An 18,208-nucleotide genomic window follows, 5' to 3' on the forward strand; every position below is an offset into this window, starting at 1 on the left:
GGCCGATGGCGTGAGCGGGTGAAACGGTCTTCCCTCGGCGATATAAAGATCTTTGCCGGATGGCAGTACGTACTCCACCAGTTCGCCATCAGGTCTGATCGTATGACTTATTCAAGGAACCGCCGTGACTCCGAAGACACCGGACGCCGTGACCGGACGGCCCACCCTCCAGGACCGCGAGGAGGTCGCCGAGCGCCTTCTGAGGGCGAGCCAGAAGCATTCCTTCGACCCGAACCGGGAACTCGACTGGGACGCACCCTTCGAAGAGGGCAAATGGTTCTGGCCACCGGAGCTGATTTCGCTCTATGACACTCCCCTCTGGCGGAAGATGCCCGAGGAGCAGCGCCACCTCATCGCCCGCACCGAAAGCGCTTCACTCGCTTCCATCGGCATCTGGTTCGAGATCGTTGTCATGCAACTATTGCTCCGGCATATCTACGACAAGCCGGTCACCAGCAGCCATGTGCGCTACGCACTGACCGAGATCGGCGACGAGTGCCGGCACTCCATGATGTTCGCCCGCTTTCTCGCCAAGTCGGGCGTACCGGTCCATCCCGTGTCACCGCTCACCCACAATCTCACCCGGTTGTTCAAGTCCTCCTCCAACACGGCCTGTTCGCTGGTGTTCACGCTGCTGTGCGAGGAGGTCGTCGACTGGATGCAGCGGCTGGCCTTCGCCGACGAGCGCGTCCAGACCCTGGTGCGCGGGGTGACCCGGATCCATGTGATCGAGGAGACCCGCCATGTGCGGTACGCGAAGGAGGAGCTGCGCCGGCAGATGGCGGGCGCGGGACGGCTGGAGCTGCGGGTGAACCGCTTCGTCACCGGCGAGCTGGGCCGGGTGTTCGCCCGCTCGTTCATCAATCCGCTGGTGTACCCCGACGCCGGGATCGACGCCCGTGAGGCGGTGGCGCAGGCCCGGGCCAGCGAGCACCGCCGCGAGGTGCTCCGCAAGGGGGCCGCCCGCGTCGCCGGACTCCTCGAAGAGGTGGGGGCCTTCGACGCCCGGGGCCGACGGCTGTGGCGGAACGCGGGGCTGCTCTGAGAACCGGGGGCCGTCGCAGGCCGCCCGACCGGGCCCACCGGATTCACCGGCCCGCCGCCCTCGCGGCCCCGCCCGCACCCTCCGCACCCTCCGCGCCGTCCGCCTCCGCGCCGCCCGCCTCGGGACCGGCCGCCTCGGTGATCCGCTCGTACTCCCGCGGATCGACCCTCCGCACCGCCCGCCGGAAGCGGCCGGTGGACCCCGGCCACAGCGTCGTATTGCGCCCCTCGCCGTCCAGATACCAGCTGACGCACGCGCCCGTGTTCCACACGCTCCGGCCGAGCCGGGCGTCGAGGCCGTCGTTCCACGCCCGGAAGGCCGACGGCAGGGGATCGAGCGCGGCGCGGCCCTCGCCCTCGCGCCGGGGCTCCAGCAGCCGCAGATAGTCCAGCAGATAGCTGAGCTGGGACTCGATCATCAGCACCATCGAGGTGTTGCCGAGAGCGGTGTTGGGGCCCAGCAGCATCACCAGATTGGGGAAGCCGGGCACGGTCGTGCCGCGCAGCGCCCGCATCCCGTCCCCCTCGCGCCACGCCTCGGCCAGCGTCCGCCCGCCCGTGCCCACGATCCGCCGGGCGACCGGCGGATCGGTGACCCGGAAGCCGGTCGCGAAGACGAGGGCGTCGGCCTCCGCGCCCGTGCCGTCCTCGGCGATCAGCCGCGAGCCGCGCACCTCGGCCAGCGCGGAGGTGACGACCTCCACATGGGGCTGGGCGAGAGCGGGGTAGTAGTCGCTGGAGAGCAGGATCCGCTTGCAGCCGATGCGGTAGTCCGGCGTGAGCCGCTCCCGCAGCCCCGGATCCCGGACCGCGCGCCGCAGATGGGCCCGGGCCAGCGCCTCGTACCCCGCGAGGGCGCCCGGCAGCCGGGTGAAGGCATGGCCGACCAGCTCCCGCATCCCCCACTGGAGACCCCGCCGCACCGCGGCGGTCACCGGATAGCGCTGGTGCAGCCTGCGTTCGAGATCGGTGACCCGCCGGTCGAGCCGGGGCAGAACCCAGGGCGGTGTGCGCTGGAAGAGCCGCACCCCGGCGGCCACGGCCGCCAGGGCGGGCACGATCTGCACGGCGGACGCCCCGGTGCCGATCACCGCGACCCGGCGGTCGCGCAGTTCGGCGCCGTGGTCCCAGCGGGCGGAGTGGAAGACCGGACCGGGGAAGGTGTCGAGACCGGGCACCTGCGGGACGGAGGGCGCGGAGAGCGGGCCGGTCGCGCACACCACGACATCGGCCGTCCACGCGCCGCCGGACGAGGTGATCTCCCAGTGCAGCCGGTCCGCGTTCCAGCGGACGGCGCGGACGTCCTGGCGGAGCCGGAGATGGGGGCGCACCCCCTCGGTGTCGGCCACCGTCTCCAGATAGAGACGGATGTCCTGCCGGCCGGAGAAGGTCCGCGACCACCACTGGGCGCCGGGGGCGAAGGAGTACGCGTACAGATGGGACGGCACGTCGCAGGCGCAGCCCGGGTAGCCGTTGTCCCGCCAGGTCCCGCCGACCCCGGCGGAGCGCTCCAGGACGACGAAGTCCCGGTGGCCGCCGCGCCGGAGCCGGACCGCCGCCCCCAGACCGCTGAACCCGGCCCCGATGACCGCCACCCGCACATGCCGCGCCACCGGGCCGTCCGCCGTACCGCGCACCGTCTCCCCCGCTCCTCGCCGTCACCCGTCCAGCACTAAGCGTATCCATATGAACACGCAGAGCTACGCGACGCGAGGGTGAAGATCAGGGCACGAAGGTGAACTCCGGGTACAGGCTCGACGGGCCGTCCAGCAGACCGCCGTCATGGAGGAGCCCCCTCTCTGCGGGGGACAGGAGAGGGGGCTCTCGGCCAGGGCCCAGTGGGGGAAGCCGTCGCTCAGGCCCTGATGCCGCCTGCGGAGCCGTGTGGGATGAACGGCTCCGCGGGCGGCGCTCAGGTGGTGCGCCGCCCGGTCGGCCTATGCCGGGCCCGGCGGCCGGGCGGTGTCAGGGCCGGGTTCGGGACCGGGGCCGGGACCGGGGTCGTCGGAGGCCATGACGGGCGGGACGCTGTCCCGGGGCGGCAGGGAGTACGAGGCCCGGCGGTACGAGGGCCGGTGCTGCGGCCTCGGCGGGGGTTCCACTCCGGCGGGGTTCTGCGGTGCGGTGAGGAAGTGGTGCATGGACCGCAGGAACTCGAAGAGCGGGTCCTGCTCGCAGGATCCTGCGGTGCCCTGTCCCCGGACGGTCGCGGTCCGGCCGGGCACGGGACGCCCGGATCCGTGCCGCTCCGGCGCGGCGGACCGGGGGCGGCCGGTCTGATGGCGGTGATGGGTGAGGTCGCGCAGATCCTTTAAGTGGAGCGCGTCGGCGAGCGCGGTTCGCAAGGGCTTCATCGCCGCGTCCCTTCGCCGGAGTTCTGGACCGCCCGCTCCTCGTGGGCCGGGACCGGCTCGCCCTGGGACGGGATGTACGTCGGCTGCGGCGTGTGGTGCGGCTGGGGATGTACGGGGCGGGTGTTGCCGGGTCCGTGCGAACCGTGTCCCGAGGGGTGCTGCCGGGCGTGCGGCCCGCCGTGCGCCAGATGCGCGTGGGTCGGTGCGTGGTAGTGGGCGGGTTCGAGCTCCGGCGTGTGGGAGCGCGCCGGCTCGAAGGGCGACGAGGAGGCGGCTCCGACGGTGTCGGGCAGCCGGTCGTGCCGGGCGTCGACGGTCTCGTCCATGGTCTCCTGCTCCTCTGCGGGCTTGGGGGTCGCGCCGGGGAGGAGGACCTCCACGTACTCGGCTCCGGCTTTGCGGTGCTGGTCGGCCCACTCCTCGATCTGACTGCGGCAGGCGAGGTCGAGATGCGAGATGCCGGTGGCGTCCACGAGGACCCGCTTCTCGCCGGAGAGGGACTCCAGGGTGTCGATCAGCCGGGGCAGCCGGAGGAAGGTCGCGTTGCCCTTCAGCTCCAGCCGGACCAGGTCTCCGTCGACGGTCTTGCCGACGGTCATCCTCGACATCCGCATGGCGGTGAGGATGACCGCGAGCCCGAGGCCGATCAGCACTCCTTCGAGGAGGTTGGTGACCACGATGGCGAAGGTCGTGACGAACATGACCGCGCCCTCGGCCCGGTCGGTCTTCCACATCTGCGCGAACGCGGGCGGGTTGAAGAGCTTCCACCCCGCGTGGAGCAGCACACCGGCGAGGACGGTGATGGGGATGAGCCCGAGCAGGCCCGGCAGCAGGAGTCCGAAGCCGAGGAGCCAGACACCGTGCAGGATGCGGGAGACCTTGGTCTTGGCACCGGCCTGGACATTGGCGGCGCTGCGCACGATGACGGCGGTCATGGGCAGCGCGCCGAGGAAGCCGCAGATGGTGTTGCCGACGCCCTGGGAGAAGAGTTCCTTGTTGTACTTGGTGCGCGGCCCGGTGTGCATCCGGTCGACGGCTGCGGCGCTGAAGAGGCTCTCGGCCGAGGCGATGACCGTGAAGGTGAAGATCATGACGAGGATGGCCGGGTCGAAGATGCCGCCCATCGACGAGGGGCCGACGAAGTCGATCGCCGTCAGCATGTTGTCGAAGGCGACCTTGTTGATCTCGAAGCCGGGCAGTGCGGCGATGGCCGAGCCGAGGAACACCGCGACCAGGGGCGCGGGGACCTTGCTGAACGGCGCGGGGACCTTGCGCCAGAGGAAGCAGAGGGCCACCGCCATGACGCCCAGGAGCAGGGCCAGGGCCTTCTGGCGGTCGCTGACGACATCGGCGACCAGCTCGGGCAGCCCGGCGATGTTCTTCAGGGCGGTGCCGAGCTGCGGGGAGTCCACCAGCGCGTAGATCTGGCTCAGGATCAGGGGGACTCCGATGCCCGCGAGCATGCCCTGGACCACGGAGACCGAGATGGACTGGAAGATCCGGCCCATCCTCAGCAGGCCAAGGCCCATCTGCAACAGGCCGGAGATGAGGACGACGGGGCCGAGCATCGCCACCCCGTGTTCGTTGACGAACCCGAGGACGAGGACGGCGAGTCCGGCGGCCGGTCCGCTGACCTGGAGGCTGCTGCCGGGGAGGAAGCCGACGATCACGCCGCCGACGATGCCGGTGACGATACCGAGGGCGACATTGACACCGGAAGCGGCCGCGACTCCGATGCACAGGGGCAGGGCTACGAGGAAGACGACGATCGAGGCGGTGAAGTCCGCACTGAAGGAACCAGCGAGAGAGGGGGAGGAGCCGGGCTGACCGGTGGACTGTCCGCTTCTCGCATGCCGCCCAGCACCGGGACGCATTCGTTCAGTCGACACAGTAATCCTTTCGCCGCATCCGCTCGCCGGGGAGCTGGGGGATGCTCGTGCACGGCGGCGGGTGCGTGTGGGGGGTGGGGGAGCCTGACGGCCCGGGGGATGTCAGTTCTGCTGGAACTCTCCGCGCAGCTCGTCGAGTTCGAGGACCTCGGCCGTGTCGACGCGGTAGTACCAGCCGTGCAGTTCGAGCCGGCCCTCGTTCACGGCGTTCTGGACCTTGGGGTAGCCGCGCAGGATGTCCAGCTGGGCGGAGACATGGCGCTGGACGTAGTCGGCGAAGGCGAGGTCGTCCGGTGGGGTGCCGAGCATCGGGGCGAGCGCGGGCCGGGCGAAGGCGACCCACTCGGCGACGCTGGGCAGCTCGGTGAGGTCCGCGTCGCTGGCGAGGGCTCCGACGGCTCCGCAGTGGGAGTGGCCGCAGACCACGATGTCCTGGACCCTGAGCACATCCACCGCGTACTCGATGGTGGCGGCCTCCCCGGACTGCGCGCCCGGGGCGTAGGGCGGGATGATGTTGCCGGCGTTGCGCAGTTCGAAGACCTCGCCGGGGGCCGAGCCGGTGATGAGGCTGGGGATCACCCGGGAGTCGGAGCAGGTGATGAAGAGCGTTCCCGGGTTCTGACCGGACGCGAAGCCGCGGAAGGTGTCGCTCTCGGGGGCCATCCGGTGGCGGAAGTTACGCGCGTTGTCGAGAAGATGCTTCAAGGTCATCACTCCTGACGGGGGGCCCGCTGGGGAACGGGGACGGGAGGGACGCCCGGCGGTGGACGTCTTGGCCCGGAAGCATGCGCCCGAGTGATGAGTCATCTGTGAGATCACGGTGAGAGAGTTCTCATGGCCATGACAACGATGTCGGCCGGGCGGATTGATCCCTCGCAAGGGAGATCAACCCATTCCTCCGTAGGCGGCGACGCACGGAGAGTCACCGCTCGCACAAGGGCTGATTCAGGTACTTGTCAGCATCCGAACCGACTCGGCCGAGCCGCCGGCCCGGCCCGTGCGGGGCCGGACCGAAGGCCCCGCACGGGCCCGCGGTTCCGTTCAGGCCCGCAGCCGGTACCCGACGCCGCGGATGGTCTCCACCCGGTCGGGCCCCAGCTTGCGCCTCAGATACCGCACATACACGTCGACGATGTTCGACCCGGGGTCGTAGTCGAAGCCCCAGACCCGGCTGAGCAGCTGTTCCCGCGTCAGCACCTGGTCGGGGTTGCGCAGAAAGACCTCCGCGAGGGCGAACTCGCGCGCCGACAGCTCCGCCACCCGCCCGTCCACATGCACCCGCCGGGTGCGCAGATCGAGTACGAGGTCGCCCACCCGCAGCACCGAGGCCTCCGGCCCCGCCTCCCCGCGCAGTCGCAAGCGGACCCGCGCCAGCAGCTCCTCGAAGGCGAACGGCTTGGAGATGTAGTCGTCCGCGCCGCCCTCAAGACCGGCGACCACGTCCGAGACGCTGTCCCGGGCCGTCAGGATGACCACCGGAAGGGTCACCCTCAACTCCCTGAGCTTGCGCAGCACGGTGAGCCCGTCGACGGCGGGCAGGCCCAGGTCGAGGATCATCAGATCGCAGTCGCCGGCCCGGGCTATCTCGTACGCCGAGAGTCCGTCACCGACGACGGCGGTGACGAAGCCATTGCTGCGCAGGCCTTTTTCCACGAAGGAGGCGATTCCCGCTTCGTCCTCCGCTATCAGGATCCGGTGCATGATGTCCTCTCTGCCAGGGGTAGAACGCCGGCAAGTCCAGTACGAACCGAGCGCCTCCGGTCTCGGCGTCCTCTACCCACGCGGTGCCGCCGTGCGCCTCGGCGATCTCGCGCACGATGGCGAGACCGAGGCCGATGCCGGTGCCCGCCTGCGCGGGCGAGGTGACCCGGCCGGCCTGCACGAAGCGGCCGAAGATCCGGTCCCGGTCCACCGGGCCGACGCCCAGACCGGTGTCCCGGACCCAGAGCAGCACCCGGCCCTCCTGGACCGCCGAGCCCATCTCGATGAGGTCGCCGTCCAGCGTGTGCCGGACCGCGTTCGCCGCGAGCTGGATCAGCCCCTGGGTGAGCCGCTGCCCGTCGACCAGGACGGTCGCCTCGGAGACGGCGGCCACCCGCCAGTGCCGGTTGCCCAGCGCCCTGGCCTTGGCGACCACGTCCACGATCAGATCGGTGAGGTTGGTCTCGCCGACCGTCAGGAAGTCCGGCCGCTCGGCCTTGGCCAGCAGCATCAGATCGTCCACGATGCGGCTCATCCGGTCGAGTTCGTCGACCAGCAGGGTGCGGGTGACCATCTGCTCGTCGAAGCCGCCGTCCTCCATCAGCTCCAGATGGCCCCTGACCACAGTGATGGGGGTGCGCAGCTCGTGCCCCACCTCGTCCAGGAACCGCCGCTGGGTGGTGAAGGCGCGCTCCAGCCGGTCCAGCATGTGGTTGAAGGTGTGCGCGAGGGCGGCGACGTCGTCGTCGCCCTGCACATCCAGCCGCTGGGTGAGGTCCGACTCCCCGATCCGGGCGGCGGTCTGCCGTACGAGACGGATCGGGGCGAGGATCCGTCCGGCGACCAGCCAGCTGGCGAGCCCGGCGCATACCAGCGCCACGATGGCGGTGGCTATCAGCATTTTGGCCACCCTCCGCTCCTCGCTGAGCTGACGGTCGCGGAACTCCAGCACCACCAGGCGTACGTCCTTGGGGTCCCCGGCCACCCGGACCGGGACCACGCCGTACCGCACCTTGCCCACCGGGGAGTCGAGCCAGCCCACGGTGGTGCCGCGCAGGCTCGCCAGTTTCTCGACCACGGCCCGGTCGCGGTCGAAGTAGTGGGGCACCGGCGTCGGGCTGCGGCGGTCGGCCTTGCCGTCGACGATGCTGAAGAAGGTCTCCTCCCGGCTGGGGAGATGGACCGTCATGAACTGGGTCAGCAGCGACGCCCCGTCGCGGAAGGGCTGCCCGGTGGTGGAGTCCGTCGCGGCCCTGGCGAACCGGCGGAGCTTCTCGACCTCCCGCTGCAGCTGCTCGTCCATCTGGCTGTCGAGCTGCGCCTGCCAGACGACGGTGATGCCGATGGTGGGCGCGGCCAGCGCGGCACCCACGAGGAGCAGCATCCATCCGACGATCCGCGATCGGGCGCTCGCTGTTCTTCGTTTCACGACTCGTCGTCCTCATCACCGTCATCACCGTCGTCACCGGAGATCTCTCCGCTGCCGCCCCCGCCGCCGTCGGCGTTCTCCTCCTCGTCCTCCTCCTCGTCGATCTCCGGTACGGGGATCCGGTCCGAGCTGTGCGGCGGGGGAAGGGTGCGCACGGGCCGGCCCCCGGACTGGCGGGAGGCGGGGTTCACGGGCTTCGCGGACTTCGTCGGCGGACGGCCGGCGGAGCTCGCGGAGACGGTGGCGGAAGGCGATGCGGGAACGGTCCGCACCCGCGAGGGCGAGGGTAAGGAGGGCGACATCGGCGACGGCGTGGCCTTGCGGCGCGCCGTCGCCGAGGGCAGGGGGCCCTCCTTCGGATGCACGACGATCGTGGGTCCGAGATCCAGCGGCCTTCCCGGTCCCTCGGCCCACCCGTGGCCCGCGAGCAGTCCCGCTCCGGCCAGGGCGCACACCATCGTCATCGCCACATGGGATTTCCTCGGTGTCATGCGGAGAGTGTGCTTCCTGAATCGAACAGTCGATTGAAAGAGGAGAGGTTTCTCATATCCCGCGCGCACCGGCGCGCACCTGGGGAAACCGGTCGGTAAGTCACCTTCTTCTGCACCCTCTTGAGGTCGTCGGCCCATGGTGGGGGATAGCTGTCGGACGGGTCGATGGAAGATACGCGTCCGGGCCGCCGATGACTCAACGAACCGTGGGTGATCCGCGCGGGGACCGCCCGGGTCCGGCCGCCGTCACCACAGCGCGGCGGCGACCAGCAGGGCGAAGGCCGCGACCGTGAAAAGCGTGCGGACGAGATGGAACCGGTTCCAGCGGGGCTCGAAGGCGGCGCGCGCCTCGCGGTCCGGGGTCCGGTCGCCGGGGGCCCCGCTCGCCGCGAGGGCGTTGTTGAGGGGGACGTTCCCGGCGACGGTGACGAGGTGGTTGAGGATCGCGCAGAGCAGGCCGGCGGCGATCAGCCCGCGCTGGAGACCGGTGCGGCCGGCGGCCGGGAAGGCCAGCGCCAGCGCCGGGAAGACGACGATCGAGACGAAGGTCAGCAGGAACAGCGGCCGGGGCACCGCCTCGTTGATACGGCGCATGGCCGCCAGGAACTGTTCGTCGGCGAGCCGGGCGAGGGCGGGCATGACCCCCGTGCGGAAGGCGAGCATGAAGCCCGCGTACAGGCCGTTCGAGACGATCGCGAGGGCGAGCAGAAGGGTCGGCATGGCGAACATCATGGCCGGGCACCGGCGTTCGGCGCGATCGGCCCGCCCGTCGCACGGCAGCCGCGCGCCCGTCGCGAGCCCGCCGTACCCGCAGCACACACTTGTCACGGTGTGCTGTCGTGTGAGTACATTGAGTACGCGCGTGGTTCGTGGGGACGGCCCGCGCGTCCGCACGGACAGCGGGGGTGCTGCGCCATGCCGTTGGCGATGTTTCCGGGTACCGGGCTCGGCGGGGAGCTGTCGCGGTCCGTTCCGCGGGAGACGCCGGGGCAGCCGGTGCACGGGCCCGAGCGGATCGGGGCGGTGCTCAGGGGCCTGGTCCGCTCGGCGGGCCGGGAGCTGCTCGGCTTCGAGGATCCCGCGGGCCCGGCCGGTCAGGACGTTCCCGGGGCCCTCGCGCACTCGCTCGGCGAGTGCGTCCACGAGTCGGCGCTCCGGAGCACCACGATCCGGTGGATCGCGCCCCGGCGCGGGCTGGCGCGGCTGGCGCACGCGGGGCAGCGCTGGCACCACCCGGGCGAGGCCCGGGTGACGGACACGATCCCCTTCGCCATAATCGTCGCCGACCGCGCCGTCGCCGCCGTTCCGCTCGATCTCGACGCGTACCACAACGGAATGCTGGTGATCCGGGACCGGGTGGTGGTCCGGGCGCTGGTGCGGACCCATCGCGCGTGGTGGGAGCGGGGCGAGGAGCCGGGCACATCGCCCGGGGCGCTGCCCGCTCATCTCCGCGCGGTGCTCCAGGCCCTGTTGGCGGGGCTGACGGACGAGGCCGCCGCGGTCAGGCTGGGCGTCTCGGGGCGTACGTACAGCCGCCGGGTGGGGGAGCTGCTCGCCGCCCTCGGCACGACGAGCCGCTTCCGCGCGGGGGCGGAGGCGGCTCGCCGGGGGTGGATCTGAGGGTCCTGAGCCGATACAGGCCTCCGGATCAGGACACGATGTCCTTGCGCGAGAAGCTCCGGAAGGCGAGCGCGAACAGGATCAGCGCGTAGGAGACCGAGACCGCCGCGCCCTTCACCATGCCGCCCCACTCCAGCTCGGGCTGGAGCGCGTCGATCCAGGCGAACTGCCAGTGGGCGGGGAGCACCTCGCGCCAGTCGCCGAGCGCGGTGACCGCGTCCAGCACATTGCCGACGATCGTCAGCCCGACCGCGCCGCCGACCGCGCCCAGCGGGGCGTCGGTCTTGGTGGAGAGCCAGAAGGCGAGGCCCGCCGTGACCAGTTGGGAGAGGAAGATGAAGGCCACCGCCAGGGCCAGCCTGGGCAGGGTCTCGCCGGTGGCGAGGGAGCCGCCGGTGGGCAGCTTCAGCGGGCCCCAGCCGTAGGCGATGGTCCCCGTGGCCAGGGCGACGACCGGCAGCAGCACCATTGCGGCGGCGCTGAAGCCGAGCGCCACGGCCAGCTTGGACCAGAGCAGCCGGCTGCGCGGGACGGGCGCGGCCAGCAGATAGCGCAGGGAGGACCAGTTGGCCTCGGAGGCCACGGTGTCCCCGTGGAACAGGGCGACCGGCACCACCAGCAGAAAACCGGCGGAGGCGAACAGGCAGGTGGCGGCGAAGTTGACGCCGGAGGCGGTCGCCGTGTCCATCAGGGTGATACGGGTGTCGCCCTCCTCCCCGCCGGGGGAGCCGCCGATCGCGAAGGCGGCGACGAGCACCAGCGGCAGGGCGGCCAGTATCCCCGCCATCACCATGGTCCGCCGGCGTTTCAGCTGCCGTACCGCCTCGACGCGCAGCGGCAGGGTGTGCCGGGCGCGGTAGCCGGGGGCCGACTCGGTCGACGCGGCCGATTCGGTGAGCGTGCTCATGCGGAACCTCCGATCAGGGTGAGGAAGGCGTCTTCGAGACGGCGGTGGGGGCCGACGCCGGTCAGCGGGACGTCCAGCCGGACGAGTTCGCCGATCAGCTCGTTCGCGGTGATCCCGTCGAGCCGTACCAGCACTCCCCCGTCCACCGTGACGGCCGAGCCGATGCCCGGCAGTGCGGCGATCTTCTCCGCCAGGGGTACGGAGATCTCGGCCGCGGTGGTGACCAGCAGAGTGTCTCCCCCGCCGGTGATCTCCGCGACCGGTCCGGCCTGGATCAGCCGGCCCCGGTCCATCACCACGAGATGGGTGCAGGACTGCTCGACCTCGGAGAGGAGATGGCTGGAGACGATGACCGTACGGCCGCCGGCCGCGTAGCGGATCATGACGTCCCTCATCTCGCGGATCTGCGGCGGGTCGAGGCCGTTGGTCGGCTCGTCGAGGATGAGCAGATCCGGCATGCCGAGCATGGCCTGCGCGATGGCGAGGCGCTGCCGCATGCCCTGGGAGTAGGTGCGCACGGCGCGGGCGAGGGCGTCGCCGAGTCCGGCGATCTCCAGGGCCTCCGCGATGTGGGCGTCGTCCGCGGGGCGGCCGGTGGCCCGCCAGTACAGCTCCAGATTGTCGCGGCCGGTCAGATGCGGCAGGAAGCCCGCGCCCTCCACGAACGCGCCGACCCGGGAGAGCACCGGCGCGCCCGGGCGGATGGCGTGGCCGAAGACCCGGATCTCGCCCTCGTCGGGCCGGATGAGGCCCATCAGCATCCGCAGGGTGGTGGTCTTGCCCGCGCCGTTGGGGCCGAGCAGTCCGAGCACCTGGCCCTTCTCGACCCGGAAGGAGAGTTCCTTGACGGCGTAGCGCTCGGAGGACTTGGCGTACCGCTTGGCCAGGCCGGTGATCTCCAGCGGGACCTCGGCGAGCTCGGGCTCGGGCGGCGGGGCCGCGGTGCGGCGGCGGGCGGTGAGCAGCAGGACGGCGGCGATCGCCGCGGCCCCGAGCGGGAGGCCCCAGGTCCACCAGGGCCAGCCGGCGGGCTGGGTCTTCACCCCGGGCGCGGTGGGTACGGACAGCTCGCCCGAGCCGGTGAGGCCGACGGTGTAGCGGGCGGGGGCCGCCGGGGAGGCGTAGCCGAGGTCGGTCGCGGAGAGCACCAGCCGCAGCCGGTGGCCCGCGTCGATCTCGTGGTCGACGGCGGGCAGGGTCAGGGTGACCTCCTTGCCCCGGCGGGCGTCCTCGATCCGGACGGGGGCGACGAGCTGGGAGGGGAGCACCTGCTGCCGTCCGTCGGGTCCGACGTCGTACACCTTCCCGAAGAGGACCGCCTCGCCGGTGGTGGAGGCCACCTTGACGCGGACGGTGGGCGAGCCGGTGATCCGCAGGGGGCGGGTGAGCGGCCGGGAGTCGAAGCGGGCGTGCTGGCCCGGGAAGTCGAGGGAGAGGCCGATGCCGAGGGAGGAGAACTGGCCGAGGCCGCCGCTGAGGCCGGGGACCGCGGAGATCGCGGGCGGGGCCGCGCCGGCCGGGTTGGAGAAGCTCTGCTCCCCGGCGGTGAGCGGGACGGCGCGGACCTCGCCGCGCAGACCCGGGTAGCGGCTGCCGTGCGCCCCGCGCAGCAGGGCCTGTCCGTCGGTGGAGTCGACGCCTCCGGCGCGGCTGACCCGGAAGGCGGGGCCGGTGCCGGCGTCGGTGTCACCCTTCAGATGGCGGTCGAACCAGGCGTTGACCCGGCTCTCGACACGGGCGTTCTCGCGGTCGCCGCCGTCGTGGCCGCCCGCGGTCCAGTCGACGGAGACCGGCGCGCCGTTGGCGCTGACGGCCTTGGCCATGGCGTCGGCGTGGCCGAGGGGGAAGAGGGAGTCGGCCTGGCCCTGGACGATCAGGGTGGGGACCTTGATCCGGTCGCCGACGGCGGAGGGGCTGTGGCTCTCCAGCAGCTCGCGGGCGGCCCGGTCGGGCTTCCCCGCGACGGCCACCCGCTCGTACAGGGCGCAGATCGCGGGCTGGAAGTTTCCGCAGCCCGCGGGGTTGGCGGGGCGGTCGGCCGAGGAGCCGGGGGTCCCGGTGGCCGGCCCGGTGGGCACGCCCGCGTCCGGGACACGACCGCCGGGGGCGCTCGGGAGCGAGCCGCTGGAGAAGAAGATGCCCGCCCAGAGCTTCTTGAAGACGCCGTCGGGGAAGAGCGCGTCGGCGAGGTTCCAGTAGGTGAGGGAGGGGGCGATCGCGTCGACGCGGTCGTCGTGTCCCGCGGCGAGGAGGGAGACCGCCCCGCCGTAGGAGGTGCCGGCGATGCCGACGCGCGGGTCGCCCTTGGCGTCGAGCGCTATCTCGGGGCGGCCGGCCAGCCAGTCGATCAGCCGTGAGACGTCCTTGACCTCGAAGTCGGGGTCGTTGAGGCCGATCCGGCCGGTGGACGCGCCGAAGCCCCGGGCGGACCAGGTCAGCACGGCGTAGCCGTCGCGGGCGAGCCGCTCGGCCTGGGCGCGGACATCGTCCTTGCTGCCGCCGAAGCCGTGCCCGAGGAGCACCGCCGGGCGGCGGCGGTCCTTGTCGCCCGAGGTGAAGTACGAGGTGTCGATCCTCGCCCCCGGCATCTCCCGCACCCGGTCCTCGCGGTGCACGCTCGGGGCGTCGTCGTCGGCCGCCGCGGTCCAGGTGCCCGCGCCCGCGAGGACGGCGACGGCGGCGGCCCCGGCGAGCCATCGGCCTCGGCGGCGGGGCCGGGGAAGTCGGATCTGCATGGTCAAACCCTATGCGGAGCCGCCGGGGGCGATCGGCTGCCTCCGGGCGGAGCCCGGCGGCCTCCCTCCGGAGTACGCGGGCCCCGGCGGCTACGCCGGGCGCGGTACGCGCCGGACCGGCCATGCACGACTCTTGTGTCATGTCTCATGTCAGGGGAGGCTGTTCGGCGCACACCGCACCCAGGCACCACGCACACCCGTACTTGCCCGTGATCCGGTCAACGAAAGGTCAGGTGCACCAGATGAGATCCTCCGCCCGCCGTATCGGCGCGCTGCTTCCCGCGATCGCCCTCACGGCCGGTCTCCAGCTCGCCCTCTCCCCCACCGCGCACGGCGCGACCCCGCCGGCCCCGGCCGCCGGCGACCTCCGGCTCGCCCCCGCCGCCACCGCCGTGGCCGACGGCTGGATCGTCGTCCTGAAGGACGGCTCCACCCGCGCCGCCGATCTCGGGGTCACCCCCAAGCACACCTACCGCAGCGCCCTCAAGGGCTTCTCCACCACGATGTCCGCCGCGAAGGCCCGGCAGCTGGCCGCCGATCCACGCGTCTCCTACGTCGAGCAGGACGCGAAGGTCTCCCTCTCCGCGACCCAGACCAACGCCACCTGGGGCATCGACCGGATCGACCAGCGCAATCTGCCGCTCTCGACGACGTACACCTACAACACCACCGGCGCGGGGGTGAACGCGTACATCATCGACACCGGCATCCGCACCAGCCACGGCGAGTTCGGCGGGCGCGCCAGCGTCGGCACCGACACCGTGGGCGGCGGACAGAACGGCCAGGACTGCCAGGGGCACGGCACCCATGTCGCCGGCACCGTCGGCGGCACGGCCTACGGCGTCGCCAAGAACGTCAACCTCATCGCCGTACGCGTACTGAACTGCCAGGGCTCCGGCACCACCGCCGGGGTCATCGCGGGCGTCGACTGGGTGACCGCCAACGCCAGGAAGCCCGCCGTGGCCAACATGAGCCTGGGCGGCGGGGCCAACACCTCGCTGGACACCGCCGTGCGGCGGTCCATCGCCTCCGGCATCAGCTACGCGGTCGCCGCCGGCAACGGCAACGCCCTCGGCCAGCCCCAGAACGCCTGCAACTACTCCCCCGCCCGCGTCACCGAGGCCATCACCGTCGGCGCCACCGACAGCTCCGACCGCCGGGCCTCCTTCTCCAACTTCAACAACTGCCTCGACCTCTTCGCCCCCGGCGTCAGCGTCACCTCCGCCTGGCGCACCAACGACACCGCCACCAACACCATCTCGGGCACCTCCATGGCCGCCCCCCACGTCGCGGGCGTCGCCGCCCTCTACCTGACCTCCAACCCCTCCGCCACCCCGGCCCAGGTCCGCGACGCCATCGTCAACAACGCCACCAACGACAAGGTCCAGGACCCCCGGACCGGCTCCCCCAACAAGCTGCTGTACTCGCTCTTCTAGACCTTCCCGGTACCCGGGTGCGGACGGTTCCGCCCGCACCCGGGGCCCCGTGAGCCCAGAGTCCGCAGGACCGAGTGCTTGCCAAGGACGGGAGCGCGCGGGTTCAGGTGTTCCCGCTGGGCGCCTTGTCCTGTACGTGACTGCCGGACAGGGCGCACCGGGTACCCGTGGCCGTGGCGAGGTGGTCGTTGAGACGGTTTCGGCTGACATCGGCAACCCGTCCGCATCGAGGGTCGGGACAGCGGATCGCCGTTACCGCTCCGGTTTCACTATCCCTCTGTACGTGGGTGTGCGAGGTGGGGGGTGCGTTGTGGGCGCGGACCTCGACGCCCCAACGGGTGAGGCGGGCCGAGAGCCAGGGGGCGTGTACGTCATAGACGCGGGCGATGGCTCTGAGGCTCTCGCCCCGGGTGTAGCGGTCGATGACGGTGTCCCGGTCGGCGACGACGCGTTCACGGGCCGCCGCCTTCTCCTCTGCCGTACGGCGTGACACTGGTCTCCCATCGATGGTGAGCGAGCCTGTGAGACCCGTCCGACTGCCACTGTCCGCAGGCCGGTCGGGCGGTCTTGAGCGTCCACACAACGTGGCTGAAACGCTGCGTCACCCCCATGCAGAATTCCCGTATCTGCTTCTGGCGTTGATCTCCGTGAGAGCCGGCCGGAGCCGGTCGGCGTTGGTCGCCGGACGAACGTCCTCGGGGTCTGCGGTCCACTCGATGCCGCCCCCGGGCGGACGGAGTGAGTAGCAGCCGCCCCCGGCGTGCGCGCCGTTGTCCATGACCACCCCGAGAGCACCCGTGCGGGTATCCACGGCGAGGGCACCGTTTTCGAGAACGTCGCTCATGTCGCCCCCAGGGGACGCGTGATCGGGGGCCACCCCGTCAACCGAAGTCACGAAGCACCACACCAGCCGGTGAGCCGTTGCCCGGTCGCCAACGCGTAAGGCCGTGACCAGGCCCGCGAGGGCGGGCACCCCGTGCGCCGGCCCCCTGCCCGTCCGGGAAACCGTTCATACCAGACACCGCGAACTCCTCTCCGTGACATCTCCGTCACGAGGAGTGCCAGGCTGGACTATCGTCGAGCCACTCTTCAACGGAGCTGCACCGGGAGGGCACATTGGTAAATCGTAAGAAGCTGAACCCGGACGCTTCACCAAAAGCAGCGTTCGGGGCACGTTTACGCAGTTCGCGCGATGCACGCGGCTGGAAGCAAGATGACCTTGGCGCACACATGGGATATTCAGGGCGGCATATTTCCGCGATTGAAACCGGGCGGAAGCCGCCAACTCTCCCGTTCGCGATACGCGCTGACATCGTGTTTGGGCTCGAACACACTGCGGACACGTTCGAGGACGCGTGGCGCAAGATGCGAAACGGCGCGCTGCTGGAGGGGTTCCCGGAGTACGTCGGGCACGAAGCCCGTGCGGCAGAGATCCGGCTCTTCGAGGTGGGAGCGATCCCCGGACTGCTTCAGACGCCGGAGTACGCGGCAGCCATAGAGCAGAGCGTCGTCACATACGGGGCGATCCCGCCCGACCAGGCCCGGGAGCGAGTTGAGTTTCTGGCGGATCGGCAGGCAGCACTCATCCGCCCCCTGCCGCCTGTCGTGATCGTGGTCCTGGACGAGAGCTGTATCCGTCGACTGGTGGGCGGCCCGCGCGTGATGGCAGCGCAGTTGGCGGGCCTCGTTGACTTTGCGGCACAAGGGAACACCATGCTTCAGATAGCACCGTACGAGCTGGGCGAGCGTCGACCGTTCAAGCGTTTGGTCAACTTGCTGACCATGACGGATCGCTCCGTGATGTCTTATGTCGAGTCTGAGACCCATGGTCATCTTGACCGCGAACCGACGTCCGTACTGCCGCTGGTGAGGACTTACCATCAGCTCCAGGCCGTGTCTCTTTCCCAGGCGGCCTCCGTAGAAATGATCAATGAGGCTCGAAGGGACATCCTGTGACTACCGACTCCCCCACTTTGATATGGGTCAAGTCCTCGTTCAGCGGTCAAGGTGGTTCATGCGTCGAGTGGTCCCCTGAGCACGCTTCCGCCACCGGAATCGTCCCCGTCCGGGACAGCAAGAACCCGGCCGGGCCGACCCTGATGGTCTCCCCCTCGGCGTTCGCCGGCCTGGTGACGCTCGCCCGTTCCGCCGAGGTCTAGACACCCGCACAGCACTCCGAGCCCTGCCGTTTCCCATCTTCCGGAACGGTGGGGCTCGGCCGTGCGGTCACCATGAGGGACGGAAGCGGTACGACAAGACCGCAACGATCTACCTGGCCGGACTCCACATCGCCAAAATCTCCCTCTGGTCCGCCATTTCGGCCCCCTTGACCACGCCGATCCGCCAGAGTGAAGGTCGTGCAACCAGGCGCACCGCGCTCGACAGGGAAGAGACACCATGGCCTTACGGTTCGTTGGTAAAGATCCAGAGTCTGGGGATCACGGTTGCCCAGCCGTGTGGGTGGATGACGGCCGGCGCATCCTGGTCCAGGGGCGCCGGGCGGACGCTGAGACGCTCAGCCAAGCCTCGTCCGACTCGCCTCGGTCCGAAGACGAAACCTTGATCATCCTTGAGTCCAGGATGATTCCGCTCCTCAAGGAGG

At 71.0% G+C, this 18,208-nt stretch carries 16 protein-coding genes; 5 read left to right on the top strand and 11 right to left on the bottom strand.

Annotation, left to right across the window (positions count from 1 at the left end):
- Positions 1 to 124: 124 nt before the first annotated feature.
- Complete coding sequence (locus ABD371_RS06380; protein ID WP_344473659.1) at positions 125 to 1,045, top strand: AurF N-oxygenase family protein; 921 nt, start codon at positions 125 to 127, stop codon at positions 1,043 to 1,045.
- 43 nt (positions 1,046 to 1,088) lie between these two features.
- Here the strand turns inward: ABD371_RS06380 and ABD371_RS06385 are convergent, their stop codons facing one another.
- The 8 genes from ABD371_RS06385 to ABD371_RS06420 all read right to left on the bottom strand — a co-directional run bounded on the left by ABD371_RS06385 (position 1,089) and on the right by ABD371_RS06420 (position 9,628).
- Complete coding sequence (locus ABD371_RS06385) at positions 1,089 to 2,681, bottom strand: flavin-containing monooxygenase (RefSeq protein ID WP_344473661.1); 1,593 nt, start codon at positions 2,679 to 2,681, stop codon at positions 1,089 to 1,091.
- 300 nt (positions 2,682 to 2,981) lie between these two features.
- Complete coding sequence (locus ABD371_RS06390; protein ID WP_344473663.1) at positions 2,982 to 3,269, bottom strand: hypothetical protein; 288 nt, start codon at positions 3,267 to 3,269, stop codon at positions 2,982 to 2,984.
- A gap of 125 nt (positions 3,270 to 3,394) precedes the next feature.
- Positions 3,395 to 5,287 carry a SulP family inorganic anion transporter gene (locus ABD371_RS06395; RefSeq protein ID WP_344473665.1) on the bottom strand — a complete coding sequence of 631 codons (1,893 nt, stop codon included), beginning with the start codon at positions 5,285 to 5,287 and terminating at the stop codon, positions 3,395 to 3,397.
- 102 nt (positions 5,288 to 5,389) lie between these two features.
- Complete coding sequence (locus ABD371_RS06400; protein WP_344474102.1) at positions 5,390 to 5,992, bottom strand: carbonic anhydrase; 603 nt, start codon at positions 5,990 to 5,992, stop codon at positions 5,390 to 5,392.
- Between the two features lie 336 nt (positions 5,993 to 6,328).
- The gene (locus ABD371_RS06405) at positions 6,329 to 6,988 is read right to left on the bottom strand and encodes a response regulator transcription factor (RefSeq protein ID WP_190122574.1); all 660 of its coding nucleotides are present in this window, start codon (positions 6,986 to 6,988) and stop codon (positions 6,329 to 6,331) included.
- Entirely contained in the window at positions 6,891 to 8,372 is a 1,482-nt protein-coding gene (locus ABD371_RS06410) for a sensor histidine kinase (protein WP_344473667.1), read from the bottom strand. The genes ABD371_RS06405 and ABD371_RS06410 overlap by 98 nt, the downstream gene beginning before the upstream one ends.
- A gap of 41 nt (positions 8,373 to 8,413) precedes the next feature.
- On the bottom strand, positions 8,414 to 8,908 hold the full coding sequence (locus ABD371_RS06415) for a hypothetical protein (RefSeq protein ID WP_344473669.1): 495 nt from the start codon (positions 8,906 to 8,908) through the stop codon (positions 8,414 to 8,416).
- Positions 8,909 to 9,154: 246 nt separating this feature from the next.
- Positions 9,155 to 9,628, bottom strand: a complete 474-nt coding sequence (locus ABD371_RS06420) for an anthrone oxygenase family protein (protein ID WP_344473670.1) — start codon at positions 9,626 to 9,628, stop codon at positions 9,155 to 9,157.
- A 207-nt stretch (positions 9,629 to 9,835) separates the two neighbouring features.
- Between ABD371_RS06420 and ABD371_RS06425 the strand changes: the two genes are divergently transcribed.
- Entirely contained in the window at positions 9,836 to 10,528 is a 693-nt protein-coding gene (locus ABD371_RS06425; RefSeq protein WP_344473672.1) for a DNA-binding response regulator, read from the top strand.
- A 28-nt stretch (positions 10,529 to 10,556) separates the two neighbouring features.
- Here the strand turns inward: ABD371_RS06425 and ABD371_RS06430 are convergent, their stop codons facing one another.
- Both ABD371_RS06430 and ABD371_RS06435 read right to left on the bottom strand, forming a co-directional pair.
- A complete protein-coding gene (locus ABD371_RS06430; RefSeq protein ID WP_344473674.1) occupies positions 10,557 to 11,435 on the bottom strand; it encodes an ABC transporter permease in 879 nt (292 codons plus the stop codon).
- Complete coding sequence (locus tag ABD371_RS06435) at positions 11,432 to 14,170, bottom strand: alpha/beta fold hydrolase (RefSeq protein WP_344473676.1); 2,739 nt, start codon at positions 14,168 to 14,170, stop codon at positions 11,432 to 11,434. Before ABD371_RS06435 ends, ABD371_RS06430 begins: the two co-directional genes overlap by 4 nt.
- Before the next feature lie 233 nt (positions 14,171 to 14,403).
- Between ABD371_RS06435 and ABD371_RS06440 the strand changes: the two genes are divergently transcribed.
- Positions 14,404 to 15,606, top strand: a complete 1,203-nt coding sequence (locus ABD371_RS06440; RefSeq protein WP_344473678.1) for a S8 family peptidase — start codon at positions 14,404 to 14,406, stop codon at positions 15,604 to 15,606.
- Between the two features lie 601 nt (positions 15,607 to 16,207).
- On the opposite strand, the gene ABD371_RS06445 is transcribed toward ABD371_RS06440, so the two are convergent.
- Positions 16,208 to 16,450: a hypothetical protein gene (locus ABD371_RS06445; protein ID WP_344473680.1), complete on the bottom strand. Its 243-nt coding sequence runs from the start codon at positions 16,448 to 16,450 to the stop codon at positions 16,208 to 16,210.
- A gap of 272 nt (positions 16,451 to 16,722) precedes the next feature.
- On the opposite strand from ABD371_RS06445, the gene ABD371_RS06450 reads away from it, so the two are divergent.
- Both ABD371_RS06450 and ABD371_RS06455 read left to right on the top strand, forming a co-directional pair.
- On the top strand, positions 16,723 to 17,562 hold the full coding sequence (locus tag ABD371_RS06450; protein ID WP_344473682.1) for a helix-turn-helix domain-containing protein: 840 nt from the start codon (positions 16,723 to 16,725) through the stop codon (positions 17,560 to 17,562).
- A complete protein-coding gene (locus ABD371_RS06455; RefSeq protein WP_344473684.1) occupies positions 17,559 to 17,765 on the top strand; it encodes a DUF397 domain-containing protein in 207 nt (68 codons plus the stop codon). Before ABD371_RS06450 ends, ABD371_RS06455 begins: the two co-directional genes overlap by 4 nt.
- Positions 17,766 to 18,208 lie beyond the last annotated feature (443 nt).

The organism is Streptomyces amakusaensis, assembly GCF_039532665.1.
Classification (GTDB): domain Bacteria; phylum Actinomycetota; class Actinomycetes; order Streptomycetales; family Streptomycetaceae; genus Streptomyces; species Streptomyces amakusaensis.

Coding starts and splice junctions, on each gene's coding strand:
- ABD371_RS06405 (WP_190122574.1), bottom strand. CDS start 6,988: ATGCACCGGATCCTGATAGCGGAGGACGAAGCGGGAATCGCCTCCTTC.
- ABD371_RS06410 (WP_344473667.1), bottom strand. CDS start 8,372: ATGCTGCTCCTCGTGGGTGCCGCGCTGGCCGCGCCCACCATCGGCATC.
- ABD371_RS06415 (WP_344473669.1), bottom strand. CDS start 8,908: ATGACACCGAGGAAATCCCATGTGGCGATGACGATGGTGTGCGCCCTG.
- ABD371_RS06420 (WP_344473670.1), bottom strand. CDS start 9,628: ATGCCGACCCTTCTGCTCGCCCTCGCGATCGTCTCGAACGGCCTGTAC.
- ABD371_RS06425 (WP_344473672.1), top strand. CDS start 9,836: ATGTTTCCGGGTACCGGGCTCGGCGGGGAGCTGTCGCGGTCCGTTCCG.
- ABD371_RS06430 (WP_344473674.1), bottom strand. CDS start 11,435: ATGAGCACGCTCACCGAATCGGCCGCGTCGACCGAGTCGGCCCCCGGC.
- ABD371_RS06435 (WP_344473676.1), bottom strand. CDS start 14,170: ATGCAGATCCGACTTCCCCGGCCCCGCCGCCGAGGCCGATGGCTCGCC.
- ABD371_RS06445 (WP_344473680.1), bottom strand. CDS start 16,450: ATGAGCGACGTTCTCGAAAACGGTGCCCTCGCCGTGGATACCCGCACG.